This is a genomic window from Mesorhizobium atlanticum, from assembly GCF_003289965.1.
In the GTDB taxonomy this organism is placed as follows: Bacteria; Pseudomonadota; Alphaproteobacteria; order Rhizobiales; family Rhizobiaceae; genus Mesorhizobium; species Mesorhizobium atlanticum.
In genome coordinates, this window is record NZ_QMBQ01000002.1 from 938896 (window position 1) to 956441 (window position 17546).

Annotated in this window: 17 protein-coding genes; 15 read left to right on the plus strand and 2 right to left on the minus strand. The window is 64.7% G+C overall.

Features of this window, described 5'->3' with window-relative positions; genetic code table 11:
- The first annotated feature begins 37 nt into the window (after nt 1-37).
- From DPM35_RS09550 to DPM35_RS09615, 13 genes are all read left to right on the plus strand, one after another.
- The gene (locus tag DPM35_RS09550) at nt 38-808 is read left to right on the plus strand and encodes an IclR family transcriptional regulator domain-containing protein (RefSeq protein ID WP_112126996.1); all 771 of its coding nucleotides are present in this window, start codon (nt 38-40) and stop codon (nt 806-808) included.
- Nucleotides 809-1186: 378 nt separating this feature from the next.
- Nucleotides 1187-1912: a GntR family transcriptional regulator gene (locus DPM35_RS09560; RefSeq protein WP_042647561.1), complete on the plus strand. Its 726-nt coding sequence runs from the start codon at nt 1187-1189 to the stop codon at nt 1910-1912.
- A 2-nt stretch (nt 1913-1914) separates the two neighbouring features.
- Entirely contained in the window at nt 1915-2946 is a 1032-nt protein-coding gene (locus tag DPM35_RS09565) for an ADP-ribosylglycohydrolase family protein (RefSeq protein ID WP_112126997.1), read from the plus strand.
- Complete coding sequence (locus DPM35_RS09570) at nt 2943-3917, plus strand: PfkB family carbohydrate kinase (RefSeq protein WP_112126998.1); 975 nt, start codon at nt 2943-2945, stop codon at nt 3915-3917. Before DPM35_RS09565 ends, DPM35_RS09570 begins: the two co-directional genes overlap by 4 nt.
- 39 nt (nt 3918-3956) lie before the next feature.
- Nucleotides 3957-5021 carry an ABC transporter substrate-binding protein gene (locus DPM35_RS09575; protein WP_112126999.1) on the plus strand — a complete coding sequence of 355 codons (1065 nt, stop codon included), beginning with the start codon at nt 3957-3959 and terminating at the stop codon, nt 5019-5021.
- 28 nt (nt 5022-5049) lie between these two features.
- A complete protein-coding gene (locus DPM35_RS09580) occupies nt 5050-5919 on the plus strand; it encodes an ABC transporter permease (protein WP_112127000.1) in 870 nt (289 codons plus the stop codon).
- The gene (locus tag DPM35_RS09585) at nt 5919-6707 is read left to right on the plus strand and encodes an ABC transporter permease (protein ID WP_112127001.1); all 789 of its coding nucleotides are present in this window, start codon (nt 5919-5921) and stop codon (nt 6705-6707) included. Before DPM35_RS09580 ends, DPM35_RS09585 begins: the two co-directional genes overlap by 1 nt.
- Nucleotides 6707-7774: an ABC transporter ATP-binding protein gene (locus tag DPM35_RS09590; protein WP_112127002.1), complete on the plus strand. Its 1068-nt coding sequence runs from the start codon at nt 6707-6709 to the stop codon at nt 7772-7774. The genes DPM35_RS09585 and DPM35_RS09590 overlap by 1 nt, the downstream gene beginning before the upstream one ends.
- Before the next feature lie 84 nt (nt 7775-7858).
- Nucleotides 7859-8947, plus strand: a complete 1089-nt coding sequence (locus DPM35_RS09595) for a Gfo/Idh/MocA family protein (RefSeq protein ID WP_112127003.1) — start codon at nt 7859-7861, stop codon at nt 8945-8947.
- 51 nt (nt 8948-8998) lie between these two features.
- A complete protein-coding gene (locus DPM35_RS09600; RefSeq protein WP_112127004.1) occupies nt 8999-9913 on the plus strand; it encodes a sugar phosphate isomerase/epimerase family protein in 915 nt (304 codons plus the stop codon).
- A gap of 13 nt (nt 9914-9926) precedes the next feature.
- Nucleotides 9927-11024 carry a fatty acid desaturase family protein gene (locus DPM35_RS09605; protein ID WP_181591979.1) on the plus strand — a complete coding sequence of 366 codons (1098 nt, stop codon included), beginning with the start codon at nt 9927-9929 and terminating at the stop codon, nt 11022-11024.
- 26 nt (nt 11025-11050) lie between these two features.
- Nucleotides 11051-11365, plus strand: a complete 315-nt coding sequence (locus DPM35_RS09610) for a MocE family 2Fe-2S type ferredoxin (protein ID WP_112127006.1) — start codon at nt 11051-11053, stop codon at nt 11363-11365.
- 29 nt (nt 11366-11394) lie between these two features.
- Nucleotides 11395-12198, plus strand: coding sequence for a 3-methyl-2-oxobutanoate hydroxymethyltransferase (locus DPM35_RS09615; RefSeq protein ID WP_112127007.1), 804 nt, complete (start codon nt 11395-11397; stop codon nt 12196-12198).
- Between the two features lie 18 nt (nt 12199-12216).
- On the opposite strand, the gene DPM35_RS09620 is transcribed toward DPM35_RS09615, so the two are convergent.
- Complete coding sequence (locus DPM35_RS09620) at nt 12217-13713, minus strand: HAL/PAL/TAL family ammonia-lyase (protein WP_112127008.1); 1497 nt, start codon at nt 13711-13713, stop codon at nt 12217-12219.
- Nucleotides 13710-14711: an ornithine cyclodeaminase family protein gene (locus DPM35_RS09625; RefSeq protein ID WP_112127009.1), complete on the minus strand. Its 1002-nt coding sequence runs from the start codon at nt 14709-14711 to the stop codon at nt 13710-13712. The genes DPM35_RS09620 and DPM35_RS09625 overlap by 4 nt, the downstream gene beginning before the upstream one ends.
- A 670-nt stretch (nt 14712-15381) precedes the next feature.
- On the opposite strand from DPM35_RS09625, the gene DPM35_RS09635 reads away from it, so the two are divergent.
- Nucleotides 15382-16368 carry an ABC transporter permease gene (locus DPM35_RS09635; RefSeq protein WP_112127010.1) on the plus strand — a complete coding sequence of 329 codons (987 nt, stop codon included), beginning with the start codon at nt 15382-15384 and terminating at the stop codon, nt 16366-16368.
- Between the two features lie 87 nt (nt 16369-16455).
- Nucleotides 16456-17481 carry a sugar ABC transporter substrate-binding protein gene (locus DPM35_RS09640; RefSeq protein WP_112127011.1) on the plus strand — a complete coding sequence of 342 codons (1026 nt, stop codon included), beginning with the start codon at nt 16456-16458 and terminating at the stop codon, nt 17479-17481.
- Nucleotides 17482-17546 lie beyond the last annotated feature (65 nt).

Here is a 17546-nt window from a genome sequence, read left to right on the forward strand (position 1 = left end):
AACTTTGCCTGGAGTCAACGCTGGCCTGGAGAGGTTCGTGGAAGAGGAATCCATTTCACGCGACCATGTCGGCTCCCTGGAACGCGGCCTGGCGGTGATGGAAATCCTCGCGCGCCATCCGGGTGGCATGACGCTGACCGAGATGGCCGAGGAGGCTGACCTCACCCGCGCAGGCGCCCGACGCTTTCTGCTGACGTTGGTCGCCACGGGCTATGCGACGCAGTCCGGCCGGCTGTTCTCGCTGTCGCCGCGCCTTTTGACGGTCGCGCGGACCTGGCTCGGCGGCGCGTCGCTCTGGACCTTCGCCGCACCCATCATGCGCGAGGTGGCCGGAAAATTCGACGAAGCCTGCAATGCGGCTGTGCTCTCGGGCGAGGACGTCGTCTATGTCGCGCGCATCCCTGGACGGCGAATCTTAAGCGTCGCGCTCGATGTCGGCACCAGGCTGCCGGCCTATTGCACGTCGATGGGACGCGTGCTGCTTTCCGGCCTGCCGGCGGACGATTTGAAGGCCTTCCTGGCGCAAGCGACCATCGAGCGGCGAACGCCAAAGACGATCACCAACCGGGCCGCGCTCGGCAAGGCCATCGACAAGGCGAGACCGGACGGCTTCGCCATCGTCGACGAGGAACTGGAACTCGGCCTGCGCTCGATCGCGGTGCCGATCGTCGATCGCGCCGGCCGCACAGTCGCCGCCATCAATGTCTCGACGCAGTCGGCGCGTTTCTCGGTCGAGGCGATGGAGCGCGACATCCTGCCGGTGCTGCGGCAGGCCAAGCAGCGGGTGGAGGAATTTTTCTTCGTTTGATCCTCTGCAACATCTCGCCCACATGTGTCGCAGGTGACCATGTCAGCGTCCAATCTGCCGCCAATCGCTAAAGTCGGCGCTGCCCCTCATCGCCCTGCCGGGCACTTCTCCCCGTATAGTGACGGGGAGAAGGGGGGCTGGCCGCAACGCCGGCACTTTTCCTGCAACGTTGGCGATTGGCGAAATCGCTGATGAGAGCGCCTCTCTCGCCGTCACTATACGGGAAGAGGATGCCGGCAGGCAGGTGAGGGGGGCGGCGCCTACGCTTGAAATTTGGCGTCAGGAGACCGCTAAAGCCGCTCACTGCGAACTCATTGACTCCCTCTCTTTTTTCCAATATTGAACAGGATTATACAGGTTCATTGAACAGGTATCGATATGGCCCGTCGCGCGATGCAGCTCTCTCCCGGCACGGGCAAGCCCGAGCAGATCGCGACGGTTCTGGAGCATGAGATACGCTCGGGCGTGCTCGGCTTCGGCGACCGCCTGCAGAGCGAAAACGAGCTCGTCCAGCGCTTCTCCGTCAGCCGCAACACGGTGCGCAAGGGGCTCGAGGAACTGTCGAGCCGGGGACTGATCACCACCAAGGTCGGCATCGGCTCCTTCGTCACCTTCGACGGCATGCCGGTCGACGACGCGATCGGCTGGTCGCGCGCGCTTGCCAATGCCGGCGCCAATGCCGAGACCCGCACCTTGCGGCTCGAGATCATCGAGGATGCGGAGCTGGCGGCCAGGCTCGGGGTTGAGAGCCCGTCCTTCATCGCCGTCGACCGCGCCCGCACCAATGCCGATGACGGCCATGCCATCTCGATCGAGCGCAGCCGCCTGCCGTTGTCGCCGGAACTTGAAGACATACCGTTGCGCGGCCTGCGCGAAGGCACGCTGCACCAGACGCTGCGTGGGGCCGGGCTCGTTCCCGATCACGGCGAGGAATGGGTCGACATCGAGATGCTGAGCGCGGCCGACGCCGCGATCCTCGCCTGCGCGCCCGGCACACCGTTCCTGCGCACGCGCCGCCTGACGCGCGCCGCCGACGGGCGCGCCATCGAATTCGTCACCAGCCTGCTCAACCCCGCACATTTCGCGCTGCATCTGGAGTTCTGAGCATGGCGGGGGAGGCGATAGATCGGGCAATGGGCGCGCTGATCGGCGGGGCGCTGGGCGATGCGCTGGGCATGCCGACGCAGCTTCTGTCGCCGAGCCGCATCGCCGAGCTTTACGGCCATGTCGAGGATTTCGTCGCGCCCGCCGCCGATCACCCGGTGTCGAAGGGGCTGCCGGCCGGCGCGATCACCGACGACACCGAGCAGGCGTTGCTGCTTGGCCGCATCCTCGTCGAATCCGGCGAGCGCTTCGACCATGCGCGCTGGGTCAACGCGCTGCTCGGCTGGGAACGCGAAGTCAAGGCGCGCGGCAGCTACGATCTGCTTGGACCATCGACCAAGCGCGCCATCGACGCGATCAACAGCGGCGTGCCGGCCGAAGAGGCCGGGCGCGGCGGCGACACCAATGGCGCTGCGATGCGCATCGCGCCGGTCGGCATCATGATGCCGCCGGAACCGCTTGGCGCGCTGGTCGCCAAGGTGGCGGAAACCTGCCGGGCCACGCACAACACCTCGATCGCTATTGCATCGGCGGCGGCGGTTGCCGCCGCTGTCAGTCTCGGCGTCTCTGGCGGCGACTGGCGCGCCGCTTGCGGCCACGCCGTGGTAGCGGCAAGACTTGGCGCCACGCTTGGCCATTGGGTCACCGGCGGCGACGTCGCAGCGCGCATCCTCTGGGCGCAGGAGCTTGTCCGCGGTAAGGCGGAGAAGGAAGCCATCAAGCTGATCGTCGACCTGATCGGTACCGGCGTCGCCAGCCAGGAATCGGTGCCGGCCGCCTTCGCGGTGCTGGAGGTCGCGCAGGGCGACGCCTGGCGGGCAGCCGTGATCGCCGCCAATCTCGGCGGCGACACCGACACGATTGGGGCGATTGCCGCCGGCATGGCGGGCGCCTGCGCCGGCCTGTCGAACCTGCCACAGGATCGCATCGCGCAGCTGAAAGGCATCGACATCGCGGAGGTCCGCGCGTTGGCTGCGGATCTGGTCGCGGCACGCGACGCCAAATCCGGCCCAGGCAAGGAGGACGCCGCATGAGCGGACGGCTCGTCCATGTCGGCAGCGCCGTGGTGGACTACGTCTACCGCATCGATGCGTTGCCGGCGGCCGGCACGGAAAAGACCGCGTCAGCTTACGCCCGCGTCGCCGGCGGCGGCTTCAACATGATGGTCGCGGCAAGCCGCACCGGCATGAAGGTGGTGTTCGGCGGCCAGCTCGGCACCGGGCCCGACGGAGATTTCCTGCGCGCCGCTTTCGCGGCCGAAGGCATCGAGACGCTGACGCCGCCGTCGCCCCTGATGGATAGCGGCAATTGCGTCGCCATGATCAGCGGCGATGCGGAGCGCACTTTCGTCTCCTGGCCGGGTGCCGAGAGCCGGCTGACGCCGGACATGATGAAGCCGGTTCAAGTCCTTTCGGACGACTGGGTTTTCACCTCGGGCTATACGCTGAGCTATCCCGGCAGCCGCGATGCGCTCACCGCTTGGATCGAGGCGCTGCCGGCCGGCATTCCTTTCGTCTTCGATCCGACGCCGGTGATCGCCGATATTCCGCGACCGATCCTGGACAGGGTGCTGGCGCGTACAACCTGGCTGAGCTGCAACACCAATGAAGCAGCCGAAATAGCGGGTGCCGGCGACGCCCAGACCGTCGCCATCCGGTTGCTGGCCGAGCATTGCCCCAGCGCCAAAGGTGTCGTCATCCGCGCCGGCGCGCATGGCTGCCTGGTGCGTATGGCCGACGGCGGCACCCGCACGGTGCCCGGTTTCAAGGTGGAGGCGGTCGATACGAACGGGGCAGGCGACACGCATATCGGCGCCTTCGTCAGCGCATTGTCGCAAAGCAAGTCGCCCTGCGAGGCGGCTCGCTACGCCAATGCCGCCGCCGCGCTTTCGGTCACCCGCCAGGGCGGGTCTTCGGCGCCGACCGATTCCGAAATCCTGGAATTCCTGGCTGAGCGCGGCGAAGCGACGACCGCGCCTGGTCGGGCGGAAGCGACTGCAACTTAACAAGCCCGTCAATCGGGCAAACAATGAGAGGAAAATATCATGCGCATGCCCAGACTGACCGCTTTCCTGACGGCCACCGCCGTCTTCGTCTCCGCCTTCACACTGGCCGCACAAGCCGCCGAGGAAGTGCATGTGCTCAACTGGAAAGGCTACGGCGCCGACGAGCCGTGGGCGGTCGCCAATTTCGAGAAGGCGACCGGCTTCAAGGTGGTCAACGATTTCTTCAACTCCGAGCAGGAGATGCTGACCAAGATCCGCACCAATCCCGGTCTCTACGACGTCGTCATGATCAACGCCGCCTTCAACGACCAGGCGATGGCCGGCAAGCTGATCCAGCCGATCGATGTCTCGAAGCTTTCCAACTACGCCGACATCGCCAAGGACAAGGCCGGCTCGCCGATGCTCAACCACGACGGCAAGGTCTATGGCGTGCCGTGGGTGTGGGGCCTGACGGCGCTGGCCATCAACGAAAAGTCCTTCGACAAGCCGCCGACGTCGATCGCCGAGATGTGGGATCCGGCGCATAAGGGCCGTGTCATCATCCGCGACGACGCCGTCGAGGCGGTGCAGTTCGGCGCGATCGCTTCGGGTCAGAACATCAACGACATCAAGGATATGGACGCGGTCAAGGCGAAGCTCACCTCGCTGATGCCGCAGATCAAGACCTTCTGGAGCTCGGAGAACGACTGGAACCAGATGGTCGCCTCTAACCAGATCGACATCGGCACCTATTGGAGCGGTTCGGCCGATCGCGCCAAGACGCATTTCAAGCTGCCGGTCTCGCTGGTCATCCCGCAGGAAGGTGCCGTCGCCTGGCTCGATGCGTTCTCGATCCCCGTCGGCTCGAAGAACGTCGCCGGCGCCGAGGCCTTCATCAACTACATGATCGACCCGAAATTCTATGTCGAATGGGTCACCAAGGTCGGCGCGCCGGTCTCGGCCAACACCAAGGCTGTCGACGCGCTGCCGGAAGACGCCTTCAACCGTAAGGTCATGGGTAGCCCGGACGTCGCCAAACGTATCCAGTTCCAGGCGCCGGTCACCGACGAGCAGCGTGAGAAGTATCTGGCGCTGTGGCAGGAGCTGAAGGTCAACGTGAAGTAATCGACGTCTTTCGGGGAGGAGAGGCAGAATGGCTGACCAGCTTGCGATCGGTTCGCGCCGCGGACTGAGGCCGGCCCTGCCGCTTCTCCTTCCCGCCTATCTGTGGCTGACGGTGGCGATCTTCCTGCCGCTGTCGGCCATGGTCTTCTTCTCGTTCATGACCGACCTGCCGCTGGCAGGCAAGGAGTGGGCGTTCACGCTCGGCAACTACGCGGCGTTCTTTTCGCAAAGCCTCTATTCGACGCTTCTGTTCGCGTCGCTGCGGCTCGGCCTCGAAGTGACGCTGTGGTGCGTCGTCATCGGTTACCCGGCGGCCTATGTGCTGGCCAAGGTGCTGAAGGGGCGCAGCCGCGAGGCGATCTTCCTGCTCGTCATCCTGCCGTTCTGGTCGAACGGGCTGGTGCGCATCTTCTCCTGGGCGATGGTGCTGCGCGAAGGCGGCATCCTCGACACCGCGCTCAACGCGGTGCTGCCGTTCAAGATCAACATTGATCTCATGTATTCCTATCCCGCCGTCATCATCGGCCTGGTGCACTCCTATGTGCCCTATATGGTGTTGACCTGCTACCTCACGCTGCAGGCGATCGACGACTCGCTGATCGAGGCAGGCCGCTCGCTCGGCGCATCGCGGCGACAGGTGCTGTGGCGCGTGATCATCCCGCTGTCGATGCCCGGGCTGATCGCCGGAGCCGCGCTGATCTTCGTGCCGGTGGTCGGCTCCTTCATGGAACCGCGCATCCTCGGCGGCCGCACCGGCACCTTCTACGGCACCGTCATCGAGGACCAGTTCGTCGCCGTGTTCAACTGGCCGCTGGGCGCAGCACTTTCCTTCATCCTGCTCGCGGTCGTGCTGATCATCCTGGCGCTGGCCGCGCCGGTCCTGCGGAAGGCTGCTTGATGGCGACGACACGCATCCTCGAGGGGCTCGGGCGCTTCTACATCGTGCTTTTGCTCGGCTTCCTCTATCTGCCGATCATCATCATGGCGGCGATGTCCTTCAACGCCTCGCCCTTCTATCAATTGCCGTTCGAGTGGACGACCGACTGGTATCAATCGCTCTGGCAGAACGACCAGCTGATCGCGGCGACCTGGAACAGCATCGAGATCGCCATCATCACCACTTTGATCTCGACCGTGCTCGGCTCGATGGCTTCGCTGGCGCTCTATCGCTACGAGTTCCGCGGCAAGAAAGTCCTGCAGGCGCTGCTCTTCCCGCCGATCGCCATTCCGTGGCTGATCACCGGCACGGCGATGCTGATCTTCTTCTTCGGCGTCGGCATCGGCCGTGGGCTTATCGCCATCCTGCTCGGCCATGTCGCGCTGGCGCTGCCCTATGTGATCGTCGTCGTCTCGGCGCGGCTGCAGACCTTCGCGCCGGAGCTGGAAGAGGCGGCGCGCTCGCTCGGCGCCAATCAGTGGCAGGTGACCATGCGGGTGACCTTGCCCTGGATCATGCCCGGTGTGATCGCCGGCGGGCTGTTCGCCTTCGCCGTATCGTTCGACCAGTTCGTCGTCTCTTATTTCCTGTCGACGCCCGGCCAGACGACGCTGCCGGTCGAAATCTATGCCGCGATCCGCAAGGGTTTTACGCCCGAGATCAACGCGGTCTCGACCATTATCATCGTGGTGTCGATGGCACTGATGCTGCTCACGGCGCGCTTCTTCAAATTCGGCGGAGAGAAATAATGGCTGGTGTCCAGGTCGCGAACGTCTCCCGCAGTTTTGGCGCGCACAAGGCGCTGGACGATGTCTCGATCGATTTCGCCGATGGCGGCTTCTATGCGCTGCTCGGACCGTCCGGCAGCGGCAAGACCACGCTGCTGCGCCAGATCGCCGGCTTCGATTTTCCCGATAGCGGCCGTATCGCCATCGGCGGCGAAAGCGTCGAGCGCGTGCCGGTCGAGAAGCGCCGCATCGGCATGGTGTTCCAGAACTATGCGCTGTTCCCGAATATGAGCGTTGCCGACAATGTCGCTTTCGGCCTCTCGGTGCGCGGCGAGCCGAAGGCGACGATCGCGACGGAAGTACAGCGCGCGCTCGACCTCGTGCAGCTCGGCAAGCTTGGCGGGCGAAAGCCGCATCAGCTTTCGGGCGGCCAGCGCCAGCGCGTGGCGCTGGCGCGCGCCATCGTCACCAAGCCGCGTGTGCTGTTGCTCGACGAACCGCTCGGCGCGCTCGACAAGGCGCTGCGCGTCGACATGCAGATCGAGCTGAAGCGCATCCAGCGCGAGATCGGCATCACCACCATCTTCGTCACGCACGACCAGGAAGAGGCGCTGACGATGAGCGACCGCATCGGCATCCTTCGTGATGGCAGGCTGGTGCAGGAGGGACCGCCGGAAGAAATCTACGACCGACCGGAGAGCGAGTTCGCCGCGACCTTCCTCGGCGACGCCAACATCTTTCGCGGCAATGCCACCGGCTCCGGGATCAAGCTGCCCGACGGCACGACGATCGCGGCCTCGACTGGCGCATCGGTGCCGGCCGGCGCGAAGGCAAGCTGTGCGGTTCGGCCCGAGCGAATCCGGATTACGACAGGTGCGGCAAAGCCCGATCCAGCCAATGCCAACATGCTCAGGGGCCAAGTCTCGAAGCGCATCTTCGCCGGCAACAACAGCACCTATTTCGTCGATCGCGACGGCCAGACGCTGAAGGTGATCGTCCAGAACACCGGCGCCGAGCGGCTGGCCGAGGGCCAGCCCGTCGTGCTCAGCTGGTCGCCGGACAGCACGGTGCTGATCGCGGCCGCCTGATGCCCGCTGATGGGAAATGATGGCGCGGGCCTTGGCTGAGGCCTGGAGCATCGCGTTATATCCAGTCCTCGACGGGAGGAATGGATGGCGAGTACGGGTTTCGAGCCTGACGTAAAAGTCCGGGTCAAGGACTACCGGATCGGCTGCATCGGCGCCGGCATGATCATGGCCGAATGCCATCTCGCCGCCTATGCGCAAGCCGGCTTTCCCGTGGTGGCGATCGCCTCACGCACCAAGGCGAATGCCGCGAAGGTGGCGGATCGCTGGCATATCCCGACCGTCCACGACACGCCTGAGCAATTGATCGAGGATGATCGCGTCGAGATCGTCGACCTCGCCTTTCCGCCCGACCAGCAGCCGGCGCTGATCCGCCATGCGCTGAAGCAGAAGCACATCAAGGCGATCCTGGCGCAGAAGCCGCTGGCGCTGTCGGTCGAGGAGGCGGTCAGGCTGCGCGACGAGTCGGCTGCCTCCGGCAAGATCCTCTCGGTCAACCAGAACATGCGCTACGACCAGTCGATGCGCGTGTTGAAGCAGATCATCGACAGCGGCGCGCTTGGCGAGGTCGTCTTTGCCGAGATCGACATGCACGCGATCCCACACTGGCAGACTTTCCTGGCCGATTACGACCGGCTGACGCTCGCCAATATGAGCGTGCATCATCTCGACGTGCTGCGCTTCCTGTTCGGCGATCCGGACGAGATCACCACGCTGACGCGCAAGGACCCGCGCACGAAATTCGACCATTCCGACGGCATCACCGTGTCGACGTTGCGCTTTCCGTCCGGCGTGCTCGCGGTATCGCTGGAGGATGTCTGGTCCGGTCCACGCCAGGAGGGCTACGACGACGACCAGCACATCAATTGGCGCGTCGACGGCACCAAGGGTGTTGCCAAGGGCACGATCGGCTGGCCGAAGGGCGTCGCCTCGACGCTGACCTACGCGTCGACCGAGGCGACGGGCGGCAAATGGGTCAGCCCAAGCTGGGAGACGATGTGGTTTCCACACGCCTTCATCGGCGTCATGGAGCAACTGCAATATGCGCTGAAGACCGGCACGCCGCCGGCGCTCTCCGTCGCCGACAACGTCAAGACGATGGCGCTGGTCGAGGCGGGCTACCGGTCCATGGCCGAGGGCCGCACGATCAAGTTGTCCGAAATCCGCGTCGATTGAAGCAGCCGAAAGACGCGGCAACTGAATCGCTTACCCGGAGGACTTCAGCTCATGATGCAGGCAGGTATCTTCACAGGCTACTTCCCCTACGAGCTGGAGGAATCGGCAAGGCGCATCCGGGCGCTCGGCTTCAACACCGTGCAGCTCGACCTGCATTTCAAGGACATCGACCTGTCGGCCGGGCAGATCACAAAGGACAAGGCGCGGAAGGTGCGCGACACGTTTCGCGACCATAACCTGCCGGTCTGCTGCGTGTCCGGCTACACCAACATCATCCATCCGGACAAGGGAGAGCGGGACAGGCGGCTTGCCTATCTCAAGGAGATCATCCGCAACGCGCGCGACTTCGGTAGCCCTTACGTAATCTCCGAGACGGGGACCTACAACACCGAGTCCGACTGGGTCCATCACCCCAAGAACAAGACCGAGGAAGGCTTCGAGGAATGCCGCAAGGTGATCTCCGACCTCGCGCAGACGGCTTACGACCACGGCGCTGTGTTCCTGCTCGAGACCTATGTCAACAATGTCGTCGGCTCGGTCGAGGAGACGGTGAGGATGTTCGCGCAGGTGGACCATCCCGGCCTTGGCCTGCTGATGGACCCGACCAACTATTTCGAGGCGCACAATATCGACCGCATGGACCAGGTGCTGAACCAGGTGTTCGACACGCTGACCGACAAGATCAGGATCGCGCATGCCAAGGACGTGAAGCGTTCTGGCGGGGACAAGAGCGAAAAGCATGCCGATATCGGCGACGCGGACGCGCATGAGGGGCTGACCTTCCGCGGCGTCGGCGAGATCGAGTTGCCGGCGCCGGGGCTCGGCGCGCTGAACTACGACCTCTACCTCAGGCGGCTCAGCGAGAAGCATCCGAACATCCCGGTGATCATCGAGCATCTGACCGAGGACGACGTGCCGCGCGCCAAGACATTCCTCGACGGGAAATTCCGCGCGAATGGGCTTTGATCGGGGAGGGATGATGACGACTGCCTCCAGCACCAAGCGCGACTACAGCCTTGTCGGCGAAAGCACGCGAAGGGCGATCGAGAGCGGCCTCGCCTCGGCCGAGTGGTATCACACGGACGTACCGCGCAAGACCATGAAGGAATTGATGCAGCGCACGGACGGCCCGGCGATCCGCGACACCATCATCTGGATCGCCGCGATCCTGGGCTCGGCCGCCGGCATCGTCCGCTTCTGGGGCACGTGGTGGGTGGTGCCGTTCCTGTTCGTCTATGGCGTGCTCTACGGCTCGTCGAGCGACTCGCGATGGCACGAATGCGGCCACGGAACCGCCTTCCGCACGCGCTGGATGAACGATGTCGTTTATCACATCGCCTCCTTCATGCTGATGCGCAATCCGGTGCAGTGGCGCTGGAGCCATGCGCGCCATCACACCGACACCATCATCGTCGGCCGCGACGCCGAGATCGCGGTGATGCGGCCGCCGGACCTCATCAAGGCGGCTTTGGCCTTCACCGGCATCCTCGACTTTCGCTATTCGCTGCCGACGCTGGTGCGCCAGGCTTTCGGCACGTTGTCGGATGACGAGAAGAGCTACATCCCGCAGATGGAGCAGCACAAAGCGGTGATCGCCGCGCGCTGGCACATGATCGTCTATGCCGCGACGATCGCTGTCGCGATCGCGCTTCGATCATGGATACCGCTGGTGCTGATCGGCCTGCCGCGCCTCTACGGCACCTGGCACATGGTGCTGACGGGGCTGTTGCAGCATATCGGGCTCGCCGACAACGTCACCGACCATCGGCTCAACACGCGCACCGTCTATATGAACCCGGTCAGCCGGTTCATCTACTGGAACATGAACTACCATGTGGAGCACCACATGTTCCCGATGGTGCCCTACCATGCGTTGCCGAAGCTGCATGAGCTGATCAAGCACGATCTGCCGGTGGCGAACCCGTCGATGTGGCACGCCTATCGCGAGGTCTGGCCGGTCCTGCTCAGGCAGCTGAAATACGAGGATTTTTACCTCAAGCGCGAATTGCCGCCGACGGCCAAGCCTTATCGCGGCGAATTCCATGATCTCGACATAACGGCCGCGGCCGCCGAATAGGCGCCGCGACAACTCGGAGATAGACGATGGCGGACTGGGTCGAGGCATGCGCGGTCGACGACGTGGATGAAGAGGATGTGATCCGCTTCGACCATGGCGGCCGCAGCTTCGCGATCTACCGCTCGCCGGAGAACACCTTCTTCGCCACCGACGGTTTCTGCACGCATGAGAAAGCGCATCTCGCCGACGGGCTGGTGATGGACGACATCATCGAATGTCCGAAGCACAATGGCCGCTTCAACTACAAGACCGGCCAGGCCAAAGGCGCGCCGGTCTGCGTCAACCTCAAAACCTATCCGGTCCGGGTCGAGGCCGGCAAAGTGATGATCGATATCGGCTGACAGCAACACATAGAGGGAACCGAAGTCCGATGAGCCGGAAGAGACCAACCGTCGCCGATCTGCGCGCCATGAAGGGCAAGCGGCAATTGACCATGCTGCGCGTGCTGACGCTGGACGAGGCCGAGGCTGCCGAGCGCGCCGGCATCGACATCGTCTCGGTGCCGCCGGAACTGGTGCTTAATCCGCAATACCGCGACGCGGCCCCCAGCCTCTTCACCATGCCGGGCGAGAATTTCTACGAGATCGGCACGGCGGACGATTTCCTGCGCTGGTCGTTCCGGCTCTACAAGGCCGGCGCCGACGCGGTCTATTGCAGCGCCGGCTACGCCACGATCAAGCGCATGGCCGACGACGCCATTCCGGTGATCGGCCATGTCGGCCTCATTCCCTCGCGCGCGACCTGGACGGGCGGCTTCAAAGCCGTCGGCAAGACCGCCGACACGGCCATGCAGGTGTTCGAGGCGGTCAAGCAGCTGGAAGCCGCCGGCGCAATCGGCGCCGAGATCGAAGTGGTGCCGGTGGAGGTGGCAAAGGCGATCTCCGAGCGCACGTCGCTGATCATGCTGTCGATGGGCGCAGGCACGGGCTGCGACGCGCAATACCTGTTTGCCGAGGATATCCTCGGCGCCAATCGCGGTCACATGCCGCGCCACTCGAAGGTCTATCGCAACTTTGCCGCCGAATATGACCGGTTGCAGCAGGAGCGCATCGCGGCGTTTTCCGAATATGTCGCCGACGTCAACAGCGGCGCCTATCCCGAAGACAGGCATATCGTGCACATGGATCCGGACGAGCTCACCCTCTTCATGAACAAGGTCGGAGCAAAGCCCTGAACCAAGGGTCGAAAAGCGTCAGCCTGCAGCCGGCGGACCTTGCCAGATTCCGCTGGCCAGCGCCGCATAGAGGGCTTCGGAATCAATCCCGAGCGGCCTGTCTTCCTTGAGTGTCGCCACATGCGAGCGCACGGCCGCGTGGATTGCGCCGGTGGCCGGCGCCAGCGTGGCCCCCTCGCGTAAGTCGACGGCCTGCGCGGCAGCCATCAGCTCGAAGGCGATCAGCCGCCGCCACAGCACGATCATCTCCGCACATTTCGCGACCGCGAGCGGTGTCTGCGTTGCGTGATCCTCGACGCCCTCGGATACGGGCAGGAAATCGAGCATCACCGGATTGGCCTTGTGGCGGATCGCGGCCAGGATCGCCGTCACCGTCTTTTGCAGCGGCACGAAGCCGGCCGAGGCGCCGCCGACCGGCGAGAGATATTTCGGCAGGCCGTGACGGGTCGAGCCGGTGAGCTGGACGAAGCGCGCGGCGGAAGCGGCAGCGCATTGCGTGATCGCCAGGCCGAGCGTCTCGAAGGCGAGCGCCAGCGAGGCGGTGTGGAAATTGCCGGTCGACATGACCAGCTCATCCTCGGCAAGCACCAGCGGATTGTCGGCGGCGGCGTTGAGCTCGATCTCGACAGTGAGTCTGGCATGGTCGATCGCCTGGATCAGCGCGCCGTGGATCGAGGGCATGCAGCGGATCGACAATGGATCCTGGATGGTGGTCGGCGCCAGCGCTTCCTCGCGCGCCAGGAGGTCGCGCAGCGCCTTCGCCGCAAGCTGCTGGCAGGCGCCTGGACGCGCCTGATGCTGGCGCGGATCGAGGATGGTGCGGTTGGCACCGATGCCTTCCATCGTCAGCGCGCCGGCCTGCTGCTGCTGGTCGAGCGCCGACAGCGCATCGGTCAGCGCCAGCGCTCCGGTCCCGGTGGAAACAGCCGAGGCGTTGATCAGGGAGAGACCGTCCTTCGGCCAGAGGGTGACCGGGGCGAGCCGCGCCATCATGAGTGCCTTGGCGGCAGGCATGCGGCGGCCCTGGTATTCAGCTTCGCCATCGCCGATCAGCATGCGGGCGATCGCCGTCATCAGCAGAAGGTCACCGGCGCCGATCGAACCCAGCGACGGCATCACCGGATGCACGCCGGCATTGAGCGCCTCGACCAGGGCCGTGAAGACGCGCGGCGACAGGCCCGAGCCGCCGGAAGCGAGCATCGCAATTCGGGCAAACATCGCGGCCCGCACCGCGGCCACCGGCAGAGCCTCGCCGACCGCGGCGCTGCGGCCTTCGATCAACTGGCGCTGGAAGGCGCTGGCCTCTCCTTCGACGGCGGTGACGAGATTGGCGCCAAGCCCGGTGTTCAGCCCATAGATCTGCTGGCCGCCGGCCGCGGCGGCATCGAGGACCTGACGCGCCTTGTGGAGCTTTTCGAGGACGGCAGACGTGACCTCGACCCTGCAGGCATTGCGCGCGGCGGCAACGACATCGTCGATGCTGACGCCGGCGCCGGTGAGAACGAGCGGGCTCATGCGAAGCGGAGCCTCTGGCCGATGCCGTTTTCACCGGCCTTGGCGAGCATGGCCTTGCCGAGCGCGATGTCGGAGAGCGAGAGGCCGCGATGCCAGAACAGGATCGTCTCGCCATCGCTTTGCCGGCCTGGCTTGAGGCCGGCCGCGATCTGGCCCAGTTCGGCATGCAGCGTCGCCTCGCTCAGCCGTCCAGTCTCGACATGGGCGCGCAGCGAGCCAAACTTGCCGCCTTTGCACTGGCCCCAGTCATCGACGACGATCTTCTGCATGATGTCGGTCAGCGACAGCTCCACCGCGCTCATCGTGCCATAGGGCACGACCAGCGCGCCGCGCTTGATCCATTCGGTCTTGAGCAGCGGTTGCGGTTCCGGCAGCCGCGAGGCCTCGACGACGATGTCCGCGCCTTCGACGCAGCTTTTCCAGTCGGCCACGGCCAGGACCGGCTTGCCGAGATCGGCGGCCAGCTTCGCGGCAAAGCTGTCGCGGCTTTCGGGCCGGCGCGAATGGACGCGGATCTCGTCGAAATCGAAAAGATGGTCGAGCAGCCGCACGTTCCAATAGGCGGTGCCGCGCGCGCCGATATGGGCGAGCACCTTGGACGATTTCTTAGCCAGATGCCTGGCGCCGATGGCGGTGACCGCGCCGGTGCGCATGTCGGTGATGACGGTGGCGTCGAGGATGGCCCGCGGCGTGCCGGTGCGCGGATCGAAAAGATTGAGGATGCCGAATTCCGACGGCAGGCCGTGCATGTAGTTGTCGACATAGTCGCCGACGATCTTCACGCCGGCGGCGTCGAGCGGCGCCACATAGCCGCGCAGCACGTTGAAGTGGCCGTGGAAGGAGGGATCCGGCTCGAGATGGACGCGCGGCTCGATAACGGTCTGGCCGTTGCCCTGCGCGACGAGCCCGGCTTCGACGGCGCCGATGATCTCGGCGTCGGTCATGGCAAGCGCTTCGATGTCGAGAGCATTGAGGTAGTCGATATAGATGGGCTTCATGCGTTTTCCTCGGCCACCCCCGCGGCTCATCCATAACAGGCCAAACCGGGACACGGAAGTTTGTTGGATAAGCTCTGGACTGGACCGGGCTTATGCTCGCGCGCTCGATGCGCTCAACACGCTGGCCTTCGCCGACATCGGCGCGCCGCAACGGAGCTCGGCAGCGACGCTCTCCTAGATGCTGCAGCAGATATCGATGCTGTTCGGCGTCGCGATCGCGGCGGCGATCCTCAACTTGTCGCAGATCGTCTGGGCGACGCCTTGCCCGACCTCGTCGAGTTCAGAATCACCTTTGTCGCGATCGGCCTGCTCGGTCCCGCCGCGGCGTTACGCTTCCTGGTGCTGCCAATGCCGGCGCCGAGGTTTCAGGCCATCCGACGAACAATTGACGTCGCGCCGGACGCATTTCGCGGACTCAAATTGCGCCGGCCGCGCGGCCTTCGAACGAGCTCTTGCGCCGGCCGCGCGATCCGGGCAACCGACTACCAAAAAGCTCAAGAGTTTCCGTCTATTGCGCCAGAAACGGCAATCGATGCGTCCACTCGGAAAATAGTCGAAGAGGCGCGGTTCTTGAACGCGGATTCATTTGACGAGCCGCTGTTGGGCCGATTAGCTTTCGTGCGGGGTGAGGGCAGGCAAGGCCTTGCCATCGGGGCGAAAGACAAAAGCTATGAACGCGATCGGCTGGCCGAACTGGAGGCGCCTCAATCAGGAAGGCATTGTCTTTGCCATTGCGGTCCTCTTGTTCGCCGCCGCTGCGCTGGGCCTGCCCGGGTTCCTGACCGCCGACAATCTGGTCGCCATCGTCCGCTCGGTGTCCGTGCTGGGCATCCTAGCGCTCGGCATGGCTCTCGTCATCATCGGCCGTGGCATCGACCTGTCGGCGGTCGCGATCATGGCGATGTCCGTCGCCTGGTACCTGCAACTGCTCAACACCGGCACCTCGGACGGGCTGGCCTTCGCCTATGTGTTGGCGGGCGTTTTAGCCATCGGCCTGCTCAACGGCTTTCTCGTCGCCTATGCCGACGTGCCGGCGATCTTCGTCACTTTGGCGACCGGCTCCTTCGTCTTCGGCTATGTGCGCTCGCAACTGATCACGCAGGATGCCGTTCCGGTGCCGCAGGGCCATTGGGTGGAGCTGCTCGGCGGCGTGCGCTTCCTCGACATCCCCGTCGAGGTCTTCGTCTTCGCCGGACTGGCCTTCCTGGTCTTCCTGTTCCTGCGCTACACCAAATGGGGCCGTTTCATCTATTTCGCCGGCGACAATCCGGTCGCGGCGCGCAACATCGGCATTCCGGTACGCCCGATGCTGGTGCTGCGCTACGCGCTTTCGGCGGTGGTGGCGCTGATCGCCGGACTGCTCACGGCGGCCAGCCTGCATTCGATCAACACGCGCGTCGTCAATTCGACGCTGCTCTACGACATCGTGCTGGTGGCGGTGATCGGCGGCATCGGCCTTTCGGGCGGCAGGGGCGGGGTGCGCAACGTGCTGGTCGGAGCGGCACTGATCGGCATCCTGCTCAATGCCATGACCATCATCGACATTCCGCTGCTCTACCAGAACCTGATCAAGGCGGCGATCCTCCTTGGCGCCATCATCGTCGACGGCATCATCAATCCGCGCGACGAACAGACCGCGCAGCAGGGCGACATTTAGAGCCGATGGGCTGGCCCATCTGCTCTCGGGTACCCGGAGCGATCGCGACGATCGCCCGGCAATGAAAACCGAACCAGAGGATGTGACATGAGACTACTCAGAACATTGATGGCCGCCGCCACGGCGCTCGCCGTTACCGCCTTTGCGGCGCCGAGCTTTGCCGCCGACGATCCAGGCCCGGCCGCCTACGCCAAGGCGCTCAACGGCAAGCGCGTCATGCTGGTGCCGCTGGCGATGGGGTTCGACCTGGCGCAGGGCTGGGCGCACTACCTGAAGAAGGAAGTCGAGGCCTGGGGCGGCACGTTCGAGACTCGCGACCCGAACTGGGTTGTCGATGCCGGCGCGCAGGCGATCACCGATGCCATCGCTTCCGATACCAGGCCGGATGTTCTGATCATCCACGCGCCGGACCTGAACTCCTACTCGAAGCTGATGAAGAAGGCGCAGGCCGCCGGCACCTATGTGCTGCTGGTCGACAATCCCGCCAACTTCCCGGCCGATGCCTTCGTCGGCAGCGACTGGGACAAGCTCGGCCAGCTCGAGGCCGAAGCGGCGATCAAGGGTTGCGGCGAGAACTCGTCGAAGAAGATCGGGCTGGTGCAGGGCGACCAGGCGAACTCGTCGAGCCTCTATCAGTATGCCGGCATCATGAAGGTGTTGGAGAAGCATCCCGACTTCCAGGTGGTGGCCAAGCCGGACTCCAACTGGGACGCGACCACGTCGCGCAACGTGACGACGACGATGCTGCAGCAGCACCCCGACATCTGCTCGATCATCGACTTCTGGGACGGCGACGCCACCGGCGCCTCGGCCGCGATCCGCGACGCCAAGCTCGACGGCAAGGTGTTCCTGGTCACCACCGGCGGCGGCGAGAAGGCGGCTGACTGCGACAAGCTGAACGACGGCACCTACGGCGCCGTGGTGATGACCGATCTTGCCCGCCAGTCGGGCGACATGAACGCCATCATCAAGTTCCTGCTGCAGAGCGGCCAGCCGGCCGGCACATCGCACACTTATATATACACGCTGGAGAAGGCGACGACGAAGGCCGATCTCAAGCCCGACAGCTGCTGGGACCTGAAGGCGTTGCAGGCGGAAGCTGCGGCGAAATAAGCCGCTTCGTTCGAAAGCACCCATGCGGTGGCCGGATCGTTCCGGCCGCCCCTTTCCCATTGATG

Bases quoted from the DNA above. Each gene is read 5' to 3' on its own strand.
- DPM35_RS09560 (WP_042647561.1), top strand. From the start codon at position 1,187: ATGGCCCGTCGCGCGATGCAGCTCTCTCCCGGCACGGGCAAGCCCGAG.
- DPM35_RS09565 (WP_112126997.1), top strand. From the start codon at position 1,915: ATGGCGGGGGAGGCGATAGATCGGGCAATGGGCGCGCTGATCGGCGGG.
- DPM35_RS09570 (WP_112126998.1), top strand. From the start codon at position 2,943: ATGAGCGGACGGCTCGTCCATGTCGGCAGCGCCGTGGTGGACTACGTC.
- DPM35_RS09575 (WP_112126999.1), top strand. From the start codon at position 3,957: ATGCGCATGCCCAGACTGACCGCTTTCCTGACGGCCACCGCCGTCTTC.
- DPM35_RS09580 (WP_112127000.1), top strand. From the start codon at position 5,050: ATGGCTGACCAGCTTGCGATCGGTTCGCGCCGCGGACTGAGGCCGGCC.
- DPM35_RS09585 (WP_112127001.1), top strand. From the start codon at position 5,919: ATGGCGACGACACGCATCCTCGAGGGGCTCGGGCGCTTCTACATCGTG.
- DPM35_RS09590 (WP_112127002.1), top strand. From the start codon at position 6,707: ATGGCTGGTGTCCAGGTCGCGAACGTCTCCCGCAGTTTTGGCGCGCAC.
- DPM35_RS09595 (WP_112127003.1), top strand. From the start codon at position 7,859: ATGGCGAGTACGGGTTTCGAGCCTGACGTAAAAGTCCGGGTCAAGGAC.
- DPM35_RS09600 (WP_112127004.1), top strand. From the start codon at position 8,999: ATGATGCAGGCAGGTATCTTCACAGGCTACTTCCCCTACGAGCTGGAG.
- DPM35_RS09605 (WP_181591979.1), top strand. From the start codon at position 9,927: ATGACGACTGCCTCCAGCACCAAGCGCGACTACAGCCTTGTCGGCGAA.
- DPM35_RS09610 (WP_112127006.1), top strand. From the start codon at position 11,051: ATGGCGGACTGGGTCGAGGCATGCGCGGTCGACGACGTGGATGAAGAG.
- DPM35_RS09615 (WP_112127007.1), top strand. From the start codon at position 11,395: ATGAGCCGGAAGAGACCAACCGTCGCCGATCTGCGCGCCATGAAGGGC.
- DPM35_RS09620 (WP_112127008.1), bottom strand. From the start codon at position 13,713: ATGAGCCCGCTCGTTCTCACCGGCGCCGGCGTCAGCATCGACGATGTC.
- DPM35_RS09625 (WP_112127009.1), bottom strand. From the start codon at position 14,711: ATGAAGCCCATCTATATCGACTACCTCAATGCTCTCGACATCGAAGCG.
- DPM35_RS09635 (WP_112127010.1), top strand. From the start codon at position 15,382: ATGAACGCGATCGGCTGGCCGAACTGGAGGCGCCTCAATCAGGAAGGC.
- DPM35_RS09640 (WP_112127011.1), top strand. From the start codon at position 16,456: ATGAGACTACTCAGAACATTGATGGCCGCCGCCACGGCGCTCGCCGTT.